Origin of the sequence: Pseudomonas mendocina, from assembly GCF_003008615.1 — a bacterium.
GTDB lineage: Bacteria > Pseudomonadota > Gammaproteobacteria > Pseudomonadales > Pseudomonadaceae > Aquipseudomonas > Aquipseudomonas mendocina_C.
The window spans coordinates 4,969,268-4,988,411 of sequence record NZ_CP027657.1 but is presented as its reverse complement, the minus strand read 5'-3'; the positions used below and the strand labels follow the sequence as shown (position 1 = coordinate 4,988,411).

At 61.9% G+C, this 19,144-nt stretch carries 16 protein-coding genes; 15 read left to right on the top strand and 1 reads right to left on the bottom strand.

All coding sequences use genetic code 11. The features are described from left to right. The 8 genes from C7A17_RS23045 to C7A17_RS23010 all read left to right on the top strand — a co-directional run bounded on the left by C7A17_RS23045 (nucleotide 1) and on the right by C7A17_RS23010 (nucleotide 8,464). Nucleotides 1-864, top strand: a complete 864-nt coding sequence (locus C7A17_RS23045) for a DMT family transporter (RefSeq protein WP_106740998.1) — start codon at nucleotides 1-3, stop codon at nucleotides 862-864. A gap of 148 nt (nucleotides 865-1,012) precedes the next feature. Beyond that, nucleotides 1,013-2,383 carry an adenylosuccinate lyase gene (gene purB / locus C7A17_RS23040; protein WP_106740995.1) on the top strand — a complete coding sequence of 457 codons (1,371 nt, stop codon included), beginning with the start codon at nucleotides 1,013-1,015 and terminating at the stop codon, nucleotides 2,381-2,383. A gap of 78 nt (nucleotides 2,384-2,461) precedes the next feature. Further along, on the top strand, nucleotides 2,462-3,628 hold the full coding sequence (locus C7A17_RS23035) for a ribosomal protein uL16 3-hydroxylase (RefSeq protein WP_106740993.1): 1,167 nt from the start codon (nucleotides 2,462-2,464) through the stop codon (nucleotides 3,626-3,628). Then, the gene (locus C7A17_RS23030) at nucleotides 3,621-4,046 is read left to right on the top strand and encodes a GNAT family N-acetyltransferase (protein ID WP_036999437.1); all 426 of its coding nucleotides are present in this window, start codon (nucleotides 3,621-3,623) and stop codon (nucleotides 4,044-4,046) included. Before C7A17_RS23035 ends, C7A17_RS23030 begins: the two co-directional genes overlap by 8 nt. Before the next feature lie 8 nt (nucleotides 4,047-4,054). After that, nucleotides 4,055-4,696, top strand: coding sequence for a DUF7931 domain-containing protein (locus C7A17_RS23025; protein WP_106740991.1), 642 nt, complete (start codon nucleotides 4,055-4,057; stop codon nucleotides 4,694-4,696). Further along, entirely contained in the window at nucleotides 4,693-5,502 is an 810-nt protein-coding gene (locus tag C7A17_RS23020) for a secretin N-terminal domain-containing protein (protein ID WP_106740988.1), read from the top strand. Before C7A17_RS23025 ends, C7A17_RS23020 begins: the two co-directional genes overlap by 4 nt. 565 nt (nucleotides 5,503-6,067) lie before the next feature. Beyond that, a complete protein-coding gene (locus C7A17_RS23015) occupies nucleotides 6,068-7,663 on the top strand; it encodes an isocitrate lyase (protein WP_106740986.1) in 1,596 nt (531 codons plus the stop codon). Nucleotides 7,664-7,825: 162 nt separating this feature from the next. After that, nucleotides 7,826-8,464, top strand: a complete 639-nt coding sequence (locus C7A17_RS23010) for a hypothetical protein (protein ID WP_106740984.1) — start codon at nucleotides 7,826-7,828, stop codon at nucleotides 8,462-8,464. A gap of 34 nt (nucleotides 8,465-8,498) precedes the next feature. On the opposite strand, the gene C7A17_RS23005 is transcribed toward C7A17_RS23010, so the two are convergent. Continuing rightward, entirely contained in the window at nucleotides 8,499-9,896 is a 1,398-nt protein-coding gene (locus C7A17_RS23005; RefSeq protein WP_106740982.1) for a pectin acetylesterase-family hydrolase, read from the bottom strand. A 650-nt stretch (nucleotides 9,897-10,546) separates the two neighbouring features. On the opposite strand from C7A17_RS23005, the gene C7A17_RS23000 reads away from it, so the two are divergent. The 7 genes from C7A17_RS23000 to nuoH all read left to right on the top strand — a co-directional run bounded on the left by C7A17_RS23000 (nucleotide 10,547) and on the right by nuoH (nucleotide 19,140). Then, a complete protein-coding gene (locus tag C7A17_RS23000) occupies nucleotides 10,547-10,960 on the top strand; it encodes an NADH-quinone oxidoreductase subunit A (protein WP_106740980.1) in 414 nt (137 codons plus the stop codon). 10 nt (nucleotides 10,961-10,970) lie between these two features. Further along, a complete protein-coding gene (locus C7A17_RS22995) occupies nucleotides 10,971-11,648 on the top strand; it encodes a NuoB/complex I 20 kDa subunit family protein (protein ID WP_106740978.1) in 678 nt (225 codons plus the stop codon). Between the two features lie 66 nt (nucleotides 11,649-11,714). Continuing rightward, a complete protein-coding gene (nuoC, locus tag C7A17_RS22990) occupies nucleotides 11,715-13,496 on the top strand; it encodes an NADH-quinone oxidoreductase subunit C/D (RefSeq protein ID WP_106740976.1) in 1,782 nt (593 codons plus the stop codon). Then, nucleotides 13,493-13,993: an NADH-quinone oxidoreductase subunit NuoE gene (gene nuoE, locus C7A17_RS22985; RefSeq protein ID WP_106740973.1), complete on the top strand. Its 501-nt coding sequence runs from the start codon at nucleotides 13,493-13,495 to the stop codon at nucleotides 13,991-13,993. The genes nuoC and nuoE overlap by 4 nt, the downstream gene beginning before the upstream one ends. Continuing rightward, nucleotides 13,990-15,336: an NADH-quinone oxidoreductase subunit NuoF gene (gene nuoF, locus C7A17_RS22980; protein WP_106740971.1), complete on the top strand. Its 1,347-nt coding sequence runs from the start codon at nucleotides 13,990-13,992 to the stop codon at nucleotides 15,334-15,336. Before nuoE ends, nuoF begins: the two co-directional genes overlap by 4 nt. A gap of 106 nt (nucleotides 15,337-15,442) precedes the next feature. Then, complete coding sequence (nuoG, locus tag C7A17_RS22975) at nucleotides 15,443-18,151, top strand: NADH-quinone oxidoreductase subunit NuoG (RefSeq protein ID WP_106740969.1); 2,709 nt, start codon at nucleotides 15,443-15,445, stop codon at nucleotides 18,149-18,151. Beyond that, a complete protein-coding gene (nuoH, locus tag C7A17_RS22970) occupies nucleotides 18,148-19,140 on the top strand; it encodes an NADH-quinone oxidoreductase subunit NuoH (protein ID WP_106740966.1) in 993 nt (330 codons plus the stop codon). The genes nuoG and nuoH overlap by 4 nt, the downstream gene beginning before the upstream one ends. The last annotated feature ends 4 nt before the right edge of the window (nucleotides 19,141-19,144 follow it).

Below are 19,144 nucleotides of genomic sequence, written 5' to 3'. Positions count from 1 at the left end.
ATGAGCGCCCCCAGCCGCAGCGTCAAACCGCTGCAGGGCGCTCTCCTGCTGGCTATCTCCGCATTATTGTTTGCCTTCACCGGGGTCGGCATCCGCGAGATATCCGCCAGCGTCAACAACGAGTCGGTGGTGTTTTTCCGCAATCTGGTCGGCGTACTGTTTTTCCTGCCGCTGCTGCTGGTGCGCGGCGTCAGGCCGCTGCGCACCACACGCCTCAAATCCCATCTCTGGCGCACCACCTACGGCCTGGCGGCGATGTACTGCTTCTTCTACGCCATCGCCCACCTGCCGCTGGCCGACGCCATGCTGTTCACCTATTCGGCGCCGATCTTTACCCCGTTGATCGCCCACTTCTGGCTCAAGGAACCGCTGACACGGCGCATGCTGGTCACCAGCCTGGTCGGCTTGTGCGGCGTGGCGCTGGTGGCCAAACCCAGTGCCGCGCTGTTCGACGGAGCGGCGCTGATCGGCCTGGCCTCCAGCCTGCTGGCAGCCTTCGCCTTCGTCTCGATCCGTGAGATGAGCGACAGCGAACCGGCCACGCGCATCGTTTTCTATTTCTCGCTGTTCAGCGCACTGTTCTCCGCCATCCCGCTGACCTGGAGCTGGCAGCCACTGAACGCCACCCAGCTTGGCTGGCTGCTCGGCATTGGCCTGCTGGCCACCGCCAGCCAGATCATCATGTCGCGTGCCTACGGCCTGGCGCCGCCAGGCCTGATCGGCCCCATCGCCTACCTGGCGATCGTCTTCGCCGGCATCATCGCCTGGCTGCTTTGGGGCGAGACACCAGACACGCTGTCGCTGCTCGGCGCTGCGCTGATCTTCGCCGCCAGTCTGTTATCGGTCGCCAGACGTAGCGCATAGACGGCCAAGCGCTGGTTTTCATGTATGATATGCGCCCTTTTCGTCAGAGGCCGTCCCGGCAACTGAGCTAGAGCCTGCTTCATCGGAGCAGGCGCAACGCACAGTGACCCAGGATGGCTTTTCAGCCCGACAGCCCGAGAACGCCTACATGCAGCTTTCCTCGCTCACCGCGGTTTCCCCCGTCGACGGCCGCTACGCCGGCAAAACCAGCGCACTGCGCCCCATCTTCAGCGAATACGGCCTGATCCGTAGCCGCGTACTGGTCGAAGTGCGCTGGCTGCAACGCCTGGCCGCCCACGAAGGTGTCTCGGAAGTCGCGCCCTTCTCCGCCGAAGCCAACGCCGTACTCAACGAGCTGGCCGAGAACTTCGCGGTCGAACACGCCGAGCGCGTCAAGGAAATCGAGCGCACCACCAACCACGACGTGAAAGCCGTGGAATACCTGCTCAAGGAACAGGCTGCCAAGCTGCCGGAACTGGACAAGGTCAGCGAGTTCATCCACTTCGCCTGCACCAGCGAGGACATCAACAACCTGTCCCACGCCCTGATGCTGCGCGAAGGCCGTGACAGCGTACTGCTGCCATTGATGAAGCAGATCGCCAACGCCATTCGCGAACTGGCGGTGAAGTTCGCCGACGTGCCGATGCTCTCGCGCACCCACGGCCAGCCAGCTTCGCCGACCACCCTGGGCAAGGAACTGGCCAACGTCGTCTATCGTCTCGAGCGCCAGATCGCTCAGGTCGCCGCCGTGCCGTTGCTGGGCAAGATCAACGGCGCCGTGGGCAACTACAACGCCCACCTGTCGGCCTACCCGAGCATCGACTGGGAAGCCAACGCTCGTCAGTTCATCGAAGGCGACCTGGGCCTGACCTGGAACCCCTACACCACCCAGATCGAGCCGCACGACTACATCGCCGAGCTGTTCGACGCAATCGCCCGTTTCAACACCATCCTGATCGACTTCGACCGCGACGTATGGGGCTACATCTCCCTCGGCTACTTCAAGCAGAAGACCGTAGCCGGTGAAATCGGCTCCTCGACCATGCCGCACAAGGTCAACCCGATCGACTTCGAGAACTCCGAAGGCAACCTGGGCATCGCCAACGCCATCTTCCAGCACCTGGCCAGCAAGCTGCCGATCTCCCGCTGGCAGCGCGACCTGACCGACTCCACCGTGCTGCGCAACCTGGGTGTCGGCTTCGCTCACAGCGTCATCGCTTACGAAGCAAGTCTCAAGGGAATCAGCAAGTTGGAGCTCAATGCGGGGCGTATTGCTGAAGATCTGGACGCTTGCTGGGAAGTGCTCGCCGAGCCGATCCAGACCGTCATGCGCCGCTACGCCATCGAGAACCCGTACGAGAAGCTCAAGGAATTGACCCGCGGCAAGGGTATCAGCGCCGAGGCACTGCAAACTTTCATCGACGGCCTGGACATGCCCGCCGCCGCCAAGGAAGAGCTCAAGCAACTGACCCCCGCGCGCTACATCGGTAACGCCGTGGCCCAGGCCAAGCGTATCTGAACGCGACCAGCCTCGAGGACGCCCGGCTGAGCCGGGCGTTTTTGTTTTAAGGTTTTTATCTATTTCAAGGGCTTACTGATGAATCCTGATACTCCGCTGCAATTGCTGGGTGGCCTCACAGCCCGTGAATTCCTGCGCGACTACTGGCAGAAGAAGCCGCTGCTGGTGCGTCAGGCGATCCCGGACTTCGAAAGCCCGATCAGCCCGGACGAACTGGCTGGCCTGGCGCTGGAAGAAGAAGTCGAATCGCGCCTGGTGATCGAGCACGGCGAGCGCCCCTGGGAGCTGCAACGCGGCCCGTTCAACGAAGACACCTTCCAGGAACTGCCCGAGCGCGACTGGACGCTGCTGGTACAAGCCGTCGACCAGTTCGTTCCGGAAGTGGCCGAACTGCTGGAAGACTTCAAGTTCCTGCCCAAGTGGCGCATCGACGACCTGATGATCAGCTTCGCCGCGCCTGGTGGCGGCGTCGGCCCGCATTTCGACAACTACGATGTATTCCTGCTGCAGGCTCACGGCCATCGCCGCTGGCAAGTTGGCCAGATGTGCGATTCCGACAGCCCGCTGCTCCCCCACGCCGATCTGAAGATCCTGGCTCAATTCGAACCAACCGATGAATGGGTGCTGGCACCCGGCGACATGCTCTATCTGCCGCCCTGCCTCGCCCACTGTGGCACCGCTGAGGATGATTGCATGACCTATTCCGTGGGCTTCCGCGCGCCGAGCGCCGCTGAAGTACTGACCCATTTCACTGATTTCCTCGGCCAGTTCCTGCCCGACGAAGAGCGTTACAGCGATGCCGACATCCAGCCGAGCGAGGATCCCAACCAGATCCAGCGCGACGCCCTGGAACGCCTCAAGGCCCTGCTCAACGAGCACATGAGCGACGAACGCCTGCTGATGACCTGGTTCGGCCAGTTCATGACCGAACCCAAGTACCCCGAGCTGGTTGCCGGCATCGAGATCGAGGAAGAAGACTTCCTCGGCGCCCTGGATGACGGCGCGATCCTGATCCGCAACCCCAGCGCGCGCATGGCCTGGTCGGAAGTCGGTGAAGACCTGGTGCTGTTCGCCAGCGGCCAGAGCCGCCTGGTTTCCGCCCGCCTGCGCGAGCTGCTGAAACTGATCTGCAGCGCCGATGCGTTACATGTGGAAAACCTCGGCGCCTGGCTGGCTGAGGACGAGGGGCGTACTCTGCTGTGGGAACTGGTCAAGCAAGGCAGCCTGGGATTTGCCGATGAGTGAGATCACTGTCCGTGTCGCGGACTGGCATAGGGACAATGCCGAGCTTCGTCGTATCCGCGACAGCGTGTTCGTCGCCGAGCAATCGGTACCACCGGAACTGGAGTGGGACGCCGAAGACACCGACGCCGTGCATTTTCTCGCCGAAGAAGGTGACTATCCGGTGGGTACCGCTCGCCTGCTGCCCGACGGGCATATCGGCCGCGTTTCGGTGCTCAAGGACTGGCGCGGCCTGAAAGTGGGCGAGAAACTGATGCAGGCCGTGATCGCCGAAGCGGAAAAGCGCGGCCTGCATCAGCAAATGCTCACCGCTCAGGTGCACGCCACGCCGTTCTATGAAAGGCTAGGCTTCAGGATTGTCAGCGACGAGTACCTCGACGCCGGCATTCCGCACGTCGATATGGTGCGCACCAGCCAGTAGAGAGCAAGATGAACGAAAAAGACGCCCCGGCCGAACCGAACGATATGCCAGAAGCCATTGAGCTGACAGCCATCGAATTCGAATCGCCGGGGCGTTTTGCCGTGCACAATCCCGAGCCCGTCACCGCGGATGCCGCGCAATGGGAGCCTGCCCCCTTCGTTCTGGGCGAGCACGAGCGCCTGGAGCGCTTCAGCCAACCCCAGCAAGCGCGTGCTCACGTTCTCGCCCTGATCCAGCAGGCGCAGCGCAACCTGTGCCTGTACAGCGATGACCTGGAGCCCTGGCTCTATCACCACAGCAGCGTACAACAGGCCTGCACCCGATTCCTGTTGAGCAGCCCGAGGTCGCACCTGCGTATCCTGCTGCGCGACCCGACGCGCGCCGTGAAGGAAGGCCACCGCCTGCTCGCCCTGTCACGCAGGCTTTCCTCCAACCTGCATATCCGCAAGCTGAACCCGGACTATGCCAGCGAGGAACTGGCCTACCTGATCGCCGACGACAAAGGACTGCTCCTGCGCCCGGAACTCGACCAGCAGTCCGGCTACACGCTGTACAACGATCCGGCGCGCGTGCGCCAACGCCAGGCCCGGTTCGACCAGGCCTGGGACACCAGCCTCACCGACCCCGATCTGCGGAGCTTTCTGCTATGACCCTGCGCACGCTGTTCGCCGCCCTGCTTCTCGGCCTGTGCCTGCCGCTACAGGCGGCCACCGAGGTAATCCCGCTGAATTACCGCACCGCCGATGACGTTCTCGGCGTCGTGCAGTCGATGCTCGGCAACGAGGGCAAGGTCAGCGCCTATGGCAACCAGCTGATCGTCAATGCGTCGCCGGCCAAGATCGGTGAAGTGCGCGTCCTGCTGCAGCAACTCGACACCCGGCCTCGGCGCCTGCTGATCACCGTGGAAAGTGCCGACAGCAACTACCAGAACGACCGCGGCTATCGTGTCGACGGCACGCTCAGCGCCGGCAATGCAGAGGTTCAGGTCGGTCGCGGCGAAGTGAACGGCCGCGACCAGGTGCGCATCATCCGCCGCAGCACCGACAGCCGTGGTGGTGGCACCCAGCAGGTACAGGCCACCGAAGGCTATCCGGCGCTGATTCAGGTCGGCCAGAGCGTGCCGCTGACCACTACCAGCACCGGGCCTTATGGCCAGGTCTACCAGGACACCCAGTACCGCGACGTGACCCGCGGCTTCTACGTGACGGCCAGCCTCTCCGGCGAGTTGGTGCACGTGTCCATCAGCAGTCAGCGCGACCGGATGAATGACCATCGCCCCGGCGTCATCGACGTGCAAAGCACCGATACACGTGTCAGTGGTCGGCTTGGCGAGTGGATCACCCTGGGCGGCGTCAGCGAGGAGACCAGCTCCAGCGGCCGAGACGTGCTTCGTCGGCACACCACTCAGGGCCGCGAGGACATGTCGCTGCGCCTGAAGGTCGAAGCACTCGACTGAGCCCCCCCCGACCAAAGTCGAATGGCGCTACATCCTTTGCAGTATGGCCAGCGCGCAACCCCCGCTAAATGCTTGAAACGCCCGCCTCATGGGCTGCCGTGCGTGACTGGCCAGTCGTCTACTGAATATGTAGTAGTTTTAAAAAACCACTACAAAACGTTTGACGAAGTATTTTCCCAGAGGCATGATGGCCTCGCTCCCGCTAGCCAGGGGTCCTGAAAAGGATCTCCAGATCGCCAACGAAGCACTTCGTAGCGATCCGTGTCCCAACAGCCCACAAGGCCGTACGACGAGGTTGCGACTGGAACGAAGTTGTCCTGAGGGACGGGGAAGCGTTAAGTAACAGACAGCTCGACACGCTAGCCGCAACGCCAAGGGTTTCCACGAACCCGAAGCCTTGAGACAGCCGACGACCTGCTCGCCTACATCCCCCTCTTCGCAGTACACCCTCGCCTTTCCAGCCGTTTTCTCGCCGTCAAGTGGTAGTCGCCCGCAGCCGTTGCATCCGTGCGCGTCTAGAGTGGGTAGTTGGTGCTCAAACAACACATTCTTTGAAGGATTGACCATGTCCGCATATCAAAACGACATCAAGGCTGTAGCCGCTCTGAAAGAGAAATTCGGCAGCAGCTGGAGCGCTATCAACCCCGAGTCCGTCGCCCGTATGCGCGCTCAGAACCGCTTCAAGACCGGTCTGGAAATCGCTCAGTACACCGCCGACATCATGCGTAAGGACATGGAAGAGTACGACGCCGACTCCTCCGTCTACACCCAGTCGCTGGGCTGCTGGCACGGCTTCATCGGTCAGCAGAAGCTGATCTCGATCAAGAAGCACCTGAAGACCACCAACAAGCGCTACCTCTACCTGTCCGGCTGGATGGTCGCTGCCCTGCGCTCCGACTTCGGCCCGCTGCCGGATCAGTCGATGCACGAGAAGACCGCCGTCTCCGACCTGATCGAAGAGCTGTACACCTTCCTGCGCCAGGCTGACAGCCGCGAGCTGGATCTGCTGTTCACCGCCCTGGACGCTGCCCGTGAAGCTGGCGACCACGCCAAGGCCGCTGAAATCCAGAGCCAGATCGACAACCACGAAACCCACATCGTGCCGATCATCGCCGACATCGACGCTGGTTTCGGTAACCCGGAAGCCACCTACCTGCTGGCCAAGCGCATGATCGAAGCCGGCGCCTGCTGCATCCAGATCGAGAACCAGGTTTCCGACGAGAAGCAGTGCGGCCACCAGGACGGTAAAGTGACCGTTCCTCACGCCGACTTCCTGGCCAAGATCGCAGCCGTTCGCTACGCCTTCCTCGAGCTGGGCATCGACAACGGCGTGATCGTTGCTCGTACCGACTCCCTGGGTGCCGGCCTGACCAAGCAGATCGCCGTGACCAACGAGCCGGGCGACCTGGGCGACCTGTACAACAGCTTCCTGGATTGCGAAGAAGTGTCCGCTGCCGACCTGGGCAACGGCGACGTCGTGATCAACCGCGGTGGCAAACTGCTGCGTCCGAAGCGCCTGCCGTCCAACCTGTTCCAGTTCCGCGCTGGTACCGGCGAAGACCGCTGCGTACTGGACTGCATCACCAGCCTGCAGAACGGCGCCGACCTGCTGTGGATCGAAACCGAGAAACCGCACGTTGGTCAGATCAAGGCCATGGTTGACCGCATCCGCGAAGTCATTCCGAACGCCAAGCTGGTCTACAACAACAGCCCGTCCTTCAACTGGACTCTGAACTTCCGCCAGCAGGTGTTCGATGCGTTCGTCGCCGAAGGCAAGGACGTTTCCGCCTACGACCGCGCCAAGCTGATGAGCGTCGAGTACGACGAAACTGAACTGGCTCAGGTTGCTGACGAGAAGATCCGCACCTTCCAGCGCGATGGTTCGGCACACGCCGGCATCTTCCACCACCTGATCACCCTGCCGACCTACCACACCGCCGCGCTGTCCACCGACAACCTGGCCAAAGGTTACTTCGCCGACCAGGGCATGCTGGCCTACGTCAAAGGCGTACAGCGTCAGGAACTGCGTCAGGGCATCGCCTGCGTCAAGCACCAGAACATGGCTGGCTCCGACATCGGCGACAACCACAAGGAGTACTTCGCTGGCGAAGCTGCTCTGAAGGCAAGCGGTAAAGACAACACCATGAACCAGTTCCACTAAGAGCCGATTCCCGCTGCGGACCACGCATCCGCAGCGAATTTTTGCCTAATCCGCCCCGGCTTGCCGGGGCTTTTTTTTGCCTGCCGATCCTGGCGACCGTCGTGAAACGACACTCATCTCTTCTATGCTGAAAGCATTCTCTGCCCTCTGCGGAAGCCTTTCATGCGTACAAAGCCACTGCTATTCGGTGCTGCACTTCTATTGAGCACACTCGCCCTGACCTGGCACTGGTCGCGCCCCTCCACAGAAAGTACCGAGCCTCCCGCAACGCTCGAAGCACCTATCCCTCAAGCGGCAGATTCCGATGAACCCGATCCAATAGCAGCCAACAGCGAACAGCAGCAACTGCTGAATTCACCTCAGGCGCGCGACCTGGAGCGGCGCCTCGCGTTTCAAAACCAATACCGCAGCTTCGTCCAGCAAGCTGGGCAGCCTGAGCATGCAGCCCGGCAAAGTGAAGCCGAACGCCTGAGCAAGCGCATCGATACCCTGGAAGCCCAAGGTGAACTGGCATTGAGCGAAGCATTGCTGATGCAACTGGGCCTGATCCGCGCGACCGAGAGCGATGAGGCAACACAGAAAATGAAGGCGCAGCGATTGATCGAGCGCTACCAGCAGATCAGCGCCGAACGCGAGGCGCGACTGGCCGCGCAGCCCGATCCGAACTTCGAGCGGTACAAGGCCGAGGAAAAGCGCATCGTCGAGGAAGTGCTGGCCCTGCAGAGCATTCCCGATGGACTGAGCCGCGACGAATACCTGCGCCAGCGCCTGCAGGAGGCACGCGAGCGCAGTTTTCAGTGACGCCGGATCGACTCACTCGACCCGGCTGACACCCTCAGAGCGCTTGATCCAGCAAGTAATACAGCAGGTTGAACGGTTTGTTGCGATCCGCGACATCACTGCTTTCCGATGCATCCAGCACCTGGCCACTGCCCTCGAGCACGCTACTGACGAAATGATCCAGCTGCAGGTTCTGCTCCTGGATATCAGCATTGGCGAACTCGATGATGCTGGTGCAGTGGCTTTCGTTGACGTTACGGAACTGCGGGAAATAGCCACCGACATTGCTCAGGCTGGCCAGCTGACTACGCAGCCGCGTGGTATCGGCTGCCCAGCGCTGCTTGATCAATGCCTCCTTGGTGGCCTGATTCGGCGCATTGACGATCTCCGGATAGAAGCGCTCGTAGGAATAAGACGAGTAGTTCAGATCCTGCCAGAAATGGGTATGCCCCATCCGATCCCCCGGCAGATTGCTCGACAGCGCCGGATACAGGCTACCCAGGTCATTGCGATTGAAGCCGGGCAGTCGAGCCTGCAGGTACTGCAGCGGACCTTGCGGCGAATCCAGCCCCCAGGCCTGACGGATGAATGTCTGCAACGGGTAGGACGGATATGCCTGGTTGTCCCCAGCCAATGCCGTGTAAACCGGGCCGGAGTCATTGATCAGGTAGGCTCGCGGCGGGTCGATGTCCTGGCGGATATTCGCGTAGTTGGTCAGGCTACCAGCACCGCCAGCACTGCACCCGGTGGTTAACATCTGCGTTGGCCGCGGCAGGTTGTCCTTCAGCCAGCCGACCACGGCGCGCATGTTACGCAGACCGTTGTGGTGCCAGACCAGTGGCGGTTGCTGCCCTTGAGGATCCTCATACACCGCTACCTTGTCACCAGAATAGATGTCTCCCGTGCAATAAGGCACGTAAACCATGTTCCAGTTCTGCGTTTTCACCCGTGTCCAGGGATGCAGGCGCACGACGAAGGGGCTGACTAGGCTGGCACCGGGGTTGAGCAGCGACATGTAGTCGTTAGGGATACCATCGGGATTGCGCGCACCGCGAATACCGCTCTGCCCGCTGCAACTGGCGTAGTCCCAACAGGCGCCGCCACCTTCCAGATAGATGATGGTGTTGCGCGTATTCGGCACACGATTGACGAAGAACTTGTAGGGCGAGCCATTGCCGCAGACCGCACCGGTCTGTGGCGCCATCTGGATGGTCTGCCAGCCGTAGTAGTTGCCGGGGTTGAAGCCACTGTTGAACCCGGATGGATTGGCCAGAAGCGGGTAAGGCCCCATGCGCTGCGCAGGTGTCACCGGGTTGTCGGCCTTCGGTGGCGAGAGCAGATTGCTCATGGTCTGCCAGAAGTTGTAGTCGCCCTGCTCCGCCTGCACAGGCAAAGACAGCAGCAAGATGAGAGTAACAGGCAAAGCGCGCTGCAATGACACGGCGACAGGCATGGCAAAACCCTCCTATTGTTTTTGTGTAGAGGGTCGGCATACCCAGGCAGGGGCAACTGCGCAGACCCAATGAAGCATCGGGGACTGCTTGATCAGCGAAAGCACCGGAAGGCGGCGCTTCATGCACGCTAGTACAAGATCAGAAGGACAGCACAGGTTAAAAAATATCTTTTAGGGATATGCAAAACTTTTTTAAGCACATCCAGTTATTTAAAAAATCATTCTCAAGTACAACTTTCCTGCTGCTTTAGTCCTGACCTTAAAAGCAAGCGGCGCTTCGCCCGCCCAATAAAGAGTTATAGAAGTACGACACTTTATTATGCCCGCGCGGCCCTCCGGTTTATGCACGCAAAATAATCGAAGCAGCCCAGGCGCAACGGGCGCTCTCGGGCGAATCAGCGCAGCCCGCTATGCACGAGGCCTTAAGCCGAACGACAGCGTTTAGCGCCAGGCTTATTGCGCAGCTAGTTGACGCCAAGTCAATAGAGAAAGCGCCCTAAATGCACAGGAGAGCGGTTATTTTTTTGCTCGGAAAAATTTACTTACACCGTCACAGGCGCATAGAATTGCGCCCATACTTTGCGGGGCACCCTACCGGGTCGCACTCACTACTAAATTAAAAGCCGTTCCTTGACCTAAGGAGTACCGGCATGCCTGATGCGGTATCGACCATGTCTCACGACTGGGCTTTCGCTGTTTTCCTGCTCGGAGTCTGCGGACTCATTGCCTTCATGCTTGGCCTGTCCAGTCTTCTCGGCAGCAAGGCGTGGGGCCGTAGCAAGAACGAACCCTTCGAGTCCGGCATGCTCCCCACCGGCAGCGCGCGGCTGCGCCTGTCGGCCAAGTTTTATCTGGTCGCGATGCTCTTCGTGATCTTCGATGTCGAAGCCCTGTTTCTGTTCGCCTGGGCCGTATCCGTGCGTGAAAGCGCATGGGTCGGCCTGGTCGGTGCTACCGTTTTCATAACCATTCTGTTCGCGGGTCTTGTCTACGAGTCGGCGATAGGTGCGCTGGATTGGGCACCTGAGGGACGCCGCAAGCGGCAGGCGAAGCTGAAACAATGAGGCTTTGGCGATGCAATACAAACTTACTCGGGTCGACCCGAATGCTGCCAACGAGCAGTATCCGATCGGCCAGCGGGAGATTGTCTCCGACCCGCTGCTAGAGGATCAGGTTCACAAGAACATCTACATGGGCAAGCTGGAAGACGTGCTTAACGGCGCAGTCAACTGGGGGCGCAAGAACTCCTTGTGGCCATACAACTTTGGCCTTTCCTGCTGCTACGTGGAGATGACCACCGCGTTCACTGCCCCGCACGATATCGCCCGCTTTGGCGCGGAAGTCATTCGTGCGTCACCCCGTCAGGCTGACTTCATGGTCATTGCCGGCACCTGTTTCATCAAGATGGCGCCGATCATCCAGCGCCTCTATGAGCAGATGCTCGAGCCCAAATGGGTCATTTCCATGGGTTCGTGTGCCAACTCGGGTGGCATGTACGACATCTACTCGGTCGTCCAGGGGGTGGACAAGTTCCTTCCCGTCGACGTCTACATCCCTGGCTGCCCACCGCGCCCGGAGGCATTCCTGCAAGGCCTGATGCTGCTGCAGGAGTCCATCGGACAGGAGCGCCGCCCGCTTTCCTGGGTCGTTGGCGACCAAGGCATCTACCGTGCCGAAATGCCTTCGCAAAAGGAACAGCGCCGCGAACAGCGTATCGCCGTTACCAACCTGCGTAGCCCGGACGAAGTCTGAATCGCCTTTTCCTGCAGGTAAGGAAACCCGATTCATTCTCTACGTTGACCGAAAGCGACCGAGACCATGACTGCAGACACCGCTCTGTCTATTCCGCCGTACAAGGCCGACGACCAGGATGTCGTCAACGAACTTCAATCGCGCTTCCCTGAAGGCAGCTTCACCTTGCAGGCGACCCGCACCGGCATGCCGGTGATCTGGGTCGTCCGCGATCAGCTGATCGAGGTGTTGCGCTTCCTGCGCCAACTGCCGCGCCCCTACGTCATGCTCTACGACCTGCATGGCATCGACGAGCGCCTGCGCACCCAGCGTCGCGGCCTGCCGAACGCCGATTTCACGGTGTTCTACCACCTGATGTCACTCGAGCGTAATAGTGACGTGATGATCAAGGTGGCGTTGTCCGAAAGCGACCTCAACCTGCCTTCCGTTACCAGCATCTGGCCCAATGCCAACTGGTACGAGCGCGAAGTCTGGGACATGTATGGCGTGCATTTCTCCGGGCACCCGCACCTGACCCGTATCCTCATGCCGCCGACCTGGGAAGGTCACCCGCTGCGCAAGGATTACCCGGCGCGCGCCACCGAATTCGACCCTTACAGCCTGACCTTGGCCAAGCAGCAGCTCGAGGAAGAAGCCGCGCGCTTCAACCCGGAAGACTGGGGCATGAAACGCGGCGGCGAGCACGAGGACTACATGTTCCTCAACCTCGGCCCCAACCACCCGTCGGCGCACGGTGCGTTCCGTATCATCCTGCAGCTCGACGGTGAAGAGATCGTCGACTGCGTGCCGGAAATCGGCTACCACCACCGTGGTGCCGAGAAGATGGCCGAGCGTCAGAGCTGGCACAGCTTCATTCCCTACACCGACCGTATCGACTACCTCGGCGGGGTGATGAACAACCTGCCCTACGTCCTGTCGGTGGAGAAACTGGCTGGCATTCAGGTGCCGGCGCGCGTCGACTTCATCCGCGTGATGATGGCCGAGTTCTTCCGCATCACCAGCCACCTGCTGTTCCTGGGTACCTACATCCAGGACGTCGGCGCCATGACCCCGGTGTTCTTCACCTTCACCGACCGCCAGCGCGCCTACAAGGTGATCGAAGCCATCACTGGCTTCCGTCTGCACCCTGCCTGGTACCGCATTGGCGGCGTCGCCCACGACCTGCCGCGCGGTTGGGACAAGCTGGTCAAGGAATTCGTCGACTGGCTGCCCAAGCGTCTCGACGAGTACGAAAAGGCTGCACTGAAGAACAGCATCCTCAAGGGCCGTACCATCGGCGTGGCGCAGTACAACACCAAGGAAGCGCTGGAATGGGGCGTCACCGGTGCCGGCCTGCGCGCCACCGGTTGCGACTTCGACCTGCGCAAGGCGCGCCCGTACTCCGGCTACGAGAACTTCGAGTTCGACGTGCCGCTGGCCGCCAACGGCGATGCCTATGACCGCTGCATGGTACGTGTCGAGGAGATGCGCCAGAGCATCCGTATCATCGACCAGTGCCTGCGCAACATGCCGGAAGGCCCGTACAAGGCGGATCATCCGCTGACCACGCCGCCGCCGAAAGAGCGCACGCTGCAGCACATCGAAACCCTGATCACCCACTTCCTGCAGGTTTCCTGGGGCCCGGTCATGCCGGCCAACGAAAGCTTCCAGATGATCGAGGCGACCAAGGGCATCAACAGCTATTACCTGACCAGCGACGGCAGCACCATGAGCTACCGCACGCGTATCCGTACGCCCAGCTACCCTCATCTGCAGCAGATTCCTTCGGTGATCCGCGGCAGCATGGTGGCTGACCTGATCGCCTACCTGGGCAGTATCGACTTCGTCATGGCCGACGTGGACCGCTGATTATGAGCACGCTTATCCAGACTGACCGTTTCGCCCTGAGCGAAACCGAGCGCTCGGCCATCGAGCACGAGATGCATCACTACGAAGACCCGCGCGCGGCCAGCATCGAAGCGCTGAAGATCGTGCAGAAGGAACGCGGCTGGGTGCCGGACGGCGCCGCCGATGCCATTGGCGAAGTGCTCGGCATTCCTGCCAGCGACGTCGAAGGCGTGGCCACCTTCTACAGCCAGATCTTCCGCCAGCCGGTGGGTCGCCACATCATTCGCGTCTGCGACAGCATGACCTGCTACGTCGGCGGCCACGAATCGGTGGTCAGCGAAATGCAGAAGCAACTCGGTATCGGCCTCGGCCAGACTACTGACGACAACCGCTTCACCCTGCTGCCGGTGTGCTGCCTGGGTAACTGCGACAAGGCGCCAGCCGTGATGATCGACGACGACACCTTCGGCGACGTTCAGCCCGATGGCGTCGCCAAGCTGCTGGAGGATTACCAATGAGAACCCTGACCTCCATTGGCCCGGCCAACCGCATCGAACGCGGTGAAGAAACCCACCCGCTGACCTGGCGACTGCGTGACGACGCGCAGCCGGTGTGGCTCGAGGAATACCAGCAGAAGAACGGCTACGCTGCTGCGCGCAAGGCCCTGGGCGAAATGGCCCAGGCCGACATCGTGCAGACGGTCAAGGACTCCGGCCTCAAGGGCCGTGGTGGCGCCGGCTTCCCCACGGGCGTGAAGTGGGGCCTGATGCCTGCCGACGAATCCATGAACATCCGCTACCTACTGTGCAATGCGGACGAAATGGAGCCCAACACCTGGAAGGATCGCATGCTGATGGAACAGCTGCCCCACCTGCTGGTGGAAGGCATGCTGATTTCGGCGCGCGCGCTCAAGGCCTATCGCGGCTATATCTTCCTACGTGGCGAATACGTCGACGCGGCACGCAACCTCAACCGCGCCATCGACGAGGCCAAGGCCGCCGGCCTGCTCGGCAAGAACATCCTCGGCAGCGGCTTCGATTTCGAACTGTTCGTGCACACCGGCGCCGGCCGCTACATCTGCGGTGAAGAAACCGCTCTGATCAACTCGCTGGAAGGCCGTCGCGCCAACCCACGCGCCAAGCCGCCCTTCCCCGCCGCCGTCGGCGTGTGGGGTAAGCCAACCTGCGTGAACAACGTCGAGACCCTGTGCAACGTGCCGGCCATCGTGTCCGGCGGCGTCGACTGGTACAAGAGCCTGGCGCGCCCCGGCAGTGAAGACCATGGCACCAAGCTGATGGGCTTCTCCGGCAAGGTGAAGAACCCCGGCCTGTGGGAGCTGCCGTTCGGCGTGACTGCCCGTGAGCTGTTCGAGGACTACGCAGGCGGCATGCGCGACGGCTACACGCTCAAGTGCTGGCAGCCTGGAGGCGCCGGCACCGGTTTCCTGCTACCCGAGCATCTCGAGGCGCAGATGTACGCCGGCGGCATCGCCAAGGTCGGCACGCGCATGGGCACCGGCCTGGCGCTGGCGGTGGACGACTCGATCAACATGGTTTCGCTCTTGCGCAACATGGAAGAGTTCTTCGCCCGTGAGTCCTGTGGCTGGTGCACCCCATGCCGCGACGGCCTGCCGTGGAGCGTGAAGATCCTCCGCGCCCTGGAACGCAAGCAGGGTTCAGCGGAAGACATCCAGACCCTGCTCGGCCTGGTCAACTTTCTCGGCCCGGGCAAGACCTTCTGCGCACACGCACCAGGCGCCGTAGAGCCGCTGGGCAGCGCGATCAAGTATTTCCGTGAAGAGTTCGAGGCCGGCGTCGCCGCCGAGGTGATCCCACCGAAGGTGGCAGCCCACGCCTTATGAACCTGACGGCCGGACAAGTGGGCGCATGACGCCGTCCGGCCCGGGTCGTTGAGAAGAATTCCCTTAGCCCGTCCACCTTCGGGTGGGCAAACGAAGACTGAAGAAAATGGCCACTATCCACGTAGACGGCAAAGATTTCGAAGTCGATGGTGCGGACAACCTGCTACAGGCCTGTCTGTCACTCGGACTCGACATCCCCTACTTCTGCTGGCACCCGGCGCTTGGCAGCGTCGGCGCCTGCCGCCAGTGTGCAGTGAAGCAGTACAACGACGAGAACGACACGCGCGGCCGTATCGTCATGTCCTGCATGACGCCTGCCACCGACAACACCTGGATCAGCATCGACGATGAAGAATCCAAGGCATTTCGCGCCAGTGTCGTCGAATGGCTGATGACCAACCACCCGCACGACTGTCCGGTGTGCGAGGAAGGCGGTCACTGCCACCTGCAGGACATGACCGTGATGACCGGGCACAACGCCCGTCGCTACCGCTTCACCAAACGCACCCACCAGAACCAGGAGCTCGGCCCGTTCATTTCCCACGAGATGAACCGCTGCATCGCCTGCTACCGCTGCGTGCGCTACTACAAGGATTACGCGGGCGGCACCGACCTGGGCGTCTACGGCGCGCATGACAACGTGTACTTCGGCCGCGTCGAGGATGGTGTGCTGGAAAGCGAATTCTCCGGCAACCTGGTCGAGGTCTGCCCGACCGGCGTATTCACCGACAAGACCCACTCCGAGCGCTACAACCGCAAGTGGGACATGCAGTTCGCCCCGAGCATCTGCCATGGCTGCTCCAGCGGCTGCAACATCAGCCCCGGTGAGCGCTACGGCGAGATCCGCCGCATCGAGAACCGCTTCAACGGCTCGGTCAACCAGTACTTCCTCTGCGACCGTGGCCGCTTCGGCTATGGCTATGTCAACCGCGAAGACCGTCCGCGTCAGCCACTGCTGGCCGGCCAGGCACTGAGCATCGACGCCGCGCTGGACAAGGCCGCCGAGCTGCTCAAGGGCAAGCGCGTCATCGGCATCGGCTCGCCACGGGCCAGCCTGGAGTCCAACTACGCTCTGCGTGAGCTGGTTGGTGAAGGCAACTACTACAGTGGCATCGCTGCAGGCGAACTGGAAAACATCCGTCTGATTCGCGACGTGCTGCAAAACGGCCCGCTGCCGACGCCAACCCTGCGCGACGTCGAACTGCACGACGCCATCTTCGTCCTCGGTGAAGACCTGACCCAGACTGCCGCACGCCTGGCCTTGGCCCTGCGTCAGGCCGTCAAGGGCAAGGCTACCGAGATCGCCGCTGGCGCCCGTATCCAGGACTGGCACATGGCGGCCGTGCAGAACGTCGCCCAGCACGCCCTGCATCCGCTGTTCATCGCCAGCGTGGGCGAGACCCGCCTCGACGACGTGGCCTCGGAAAGCGTGCATGCCGCACCGGCAGATCTGGCCCGTATCGGTTTCGCCGTGGCTCACGCCATCGACCCGAGCGCTCCGGCCGTCGAAGGCCTGGAGTCCGAAGCACGCGAGCTGGTGCAGCGCATCGCCGATGCTCTGATCAATGCCAAGCGTCCGCTGATCGTTTCCGGCGCCTCGCTGGGCGAGAAGGCGCTGATCGAAGCCGCTGCCAACATCGCCAGCGCGTTGAAGAATCGTGAGAAGAACGGCTCGCTGAGCCTGGTCGTTCCTGAAGCCAACAGCCTGGGCCTGGCCCTGCTCGGTGGCGAGTCCGTCGATGCTGCGCTGGAGGCCCTCAGCAGCGGCCAGGCCGATGCCGTGGTGGTGCTGGAGAACGATCTCTACCGCCGTGCCGATGCTACCAAGGTCGATGCCGCGCTGAACGCCGCTCAAGCGGTGATCGTCGCCGATCACCAGAGCACGGCTACCAGTGAGCGTGCTCATCTGTTGCTGCCCGTGGCGTCCTTCGCCGAAGGCGACGGCACCCTGGTCAGCCTGGAAGGCCGTGCCCAGCGCTTCTTCCAGGTCTATGAACCCAGCTACTACGATAGCAACATCCTCATCCGCGAAGGCTGGCGCTGGCTGCATGCCTTGCACAGCACTCTGCAAGGCCAGGCCGTGGACTGGACGCAGTTGGATCAGGTCACCGCAGCCTGCGCGTCCAGCAACCCGCACCTGTCCGGCATCAAGGATGCCGCGCCAAGCGCCTCGTTCCGTATCAAGGGCCTGAAGCTGGCACGCGAGCCGCACCGCTACAGCGGCCGTACCGCCATGCGCGCCAATATCAGCGTGCACGAGCCACGTCAGCCGCAGGATCAGGACAGCGCCTTCGCCTTCTCCATGGAAGGTTACTCCGGCACTCAGGAAGACCGTCAGCAGATTCCATTCGCCTGGTCGCCAGGCTGGAACTCGCCGCAGGCCTGGAACAAGTTCCAGGACGAAGTCGGTGGCCATCTGCGCGCCGGTGACCCGGGCGTACGCCTGATCGAAGCCAAGGGCGAAACACTGCCCTGGTTCGCCATCAACGCCCCGTTCAATCCGGCTCAGGGCACCTGGCAGGCTGTCGCGCTGCATCACCTGTTCGGCAGCGAAGAGAACAGCTCGCGTGCCGCGCCGGTGCAAACGCGCATCCCGCAGCCATACGTGGCCCTGGCCAAGGATGAGGCCGATCGCCTCGGTGTCAATGACGGTGCCCTGCTCACCCTGACCGTCGCCGGCCAGACCCTGCGCCTGCCGCTGCAGGTGCGTGAAGAGCTGGCGCTCGGCGTGGTTGGCCTGCCGGTCGGCCTGTCGGGCATTCCGGCAGTGTTCGCGGGTGCCAGCGTCACCAACCTGCAGGAGGCCGCACAATGAGCTGGCTGACTCCCGAGGTGATGGAAACCCTGATCGCGGTGCTCAAGGCCATCGTGATCCTGCTGGTGGTGGTGATCTGCGGTGCACTGCTGAGCTTCGTCGAACGGCGCCTGCTGGGCTGGTGGCAGGATCGCTACGGCCCGAACCGGGTCGGACCGTTCGGCATGTTCCAGATCGCTGCTGACATGATCAAGATGTTCTTCAAGGAGGACTGGACGCCACCGTTCGCCGACAGGTTCATCTTCACCCTGGCGCCGATGATCGCCTTCGCTGCCATGTTGATGGCTTTCGCCATCATCCCCATCACCCCGACCTGGGGCGTTGCGGATCTGAACATCGGTATCCTGTTCTTCTTCGCCATGGCCGGTCTGTCGGTGTACGCCGTGCTGTTCGCCGGCTGGTCGAGCAACAACAAGTTCGCCCTGCTCGGCGCCCTGCGCGCATCGGCGCAGACGGTGTCCTACGAGGTGTTCCTGGCCCTGGCGCTGATGGGCGTGGTGGCTCAGGTCGGCTCGTTCAACATGCGCGATATCGTCGACTACCAGGCCGAGAACCTGTGGTTCATCATTCCGCAGTTCTTCGGTTTCTGTACCTTCTTCATCGCTGCCATCGCCGTGACCCACCGTCACCCGTTCGACCAGCCGGAGGCCGAGCAAGAGCTCGCCGACGGCTACCACATCGAATACGCCGGGATGAAATGGGGCATGTTCTTCGTCGGCGAGTACGTCGCCATCGTCACCGTTTCGGCGTTGCTGGTGACGCTGTTCTTCGGCGGCTGGCACGGCCCATTCGGCATCCTGCCGCAGATTCCATTCTTCTGGTTCGCGATCAAGACCTGCTTCTTCATCATGATCTTCATTCTGCTGCGTGCGTCGATCCCGCGCCCACGGTATGACCAGGTCATGGCGTTCAGCTGGAAGTTCTGTCTACCGCTGACCCTGATCAACCTGCTGGTAACCGGCGCCCTGGTGCTGGTCGCGGCCCAGTAAGGAG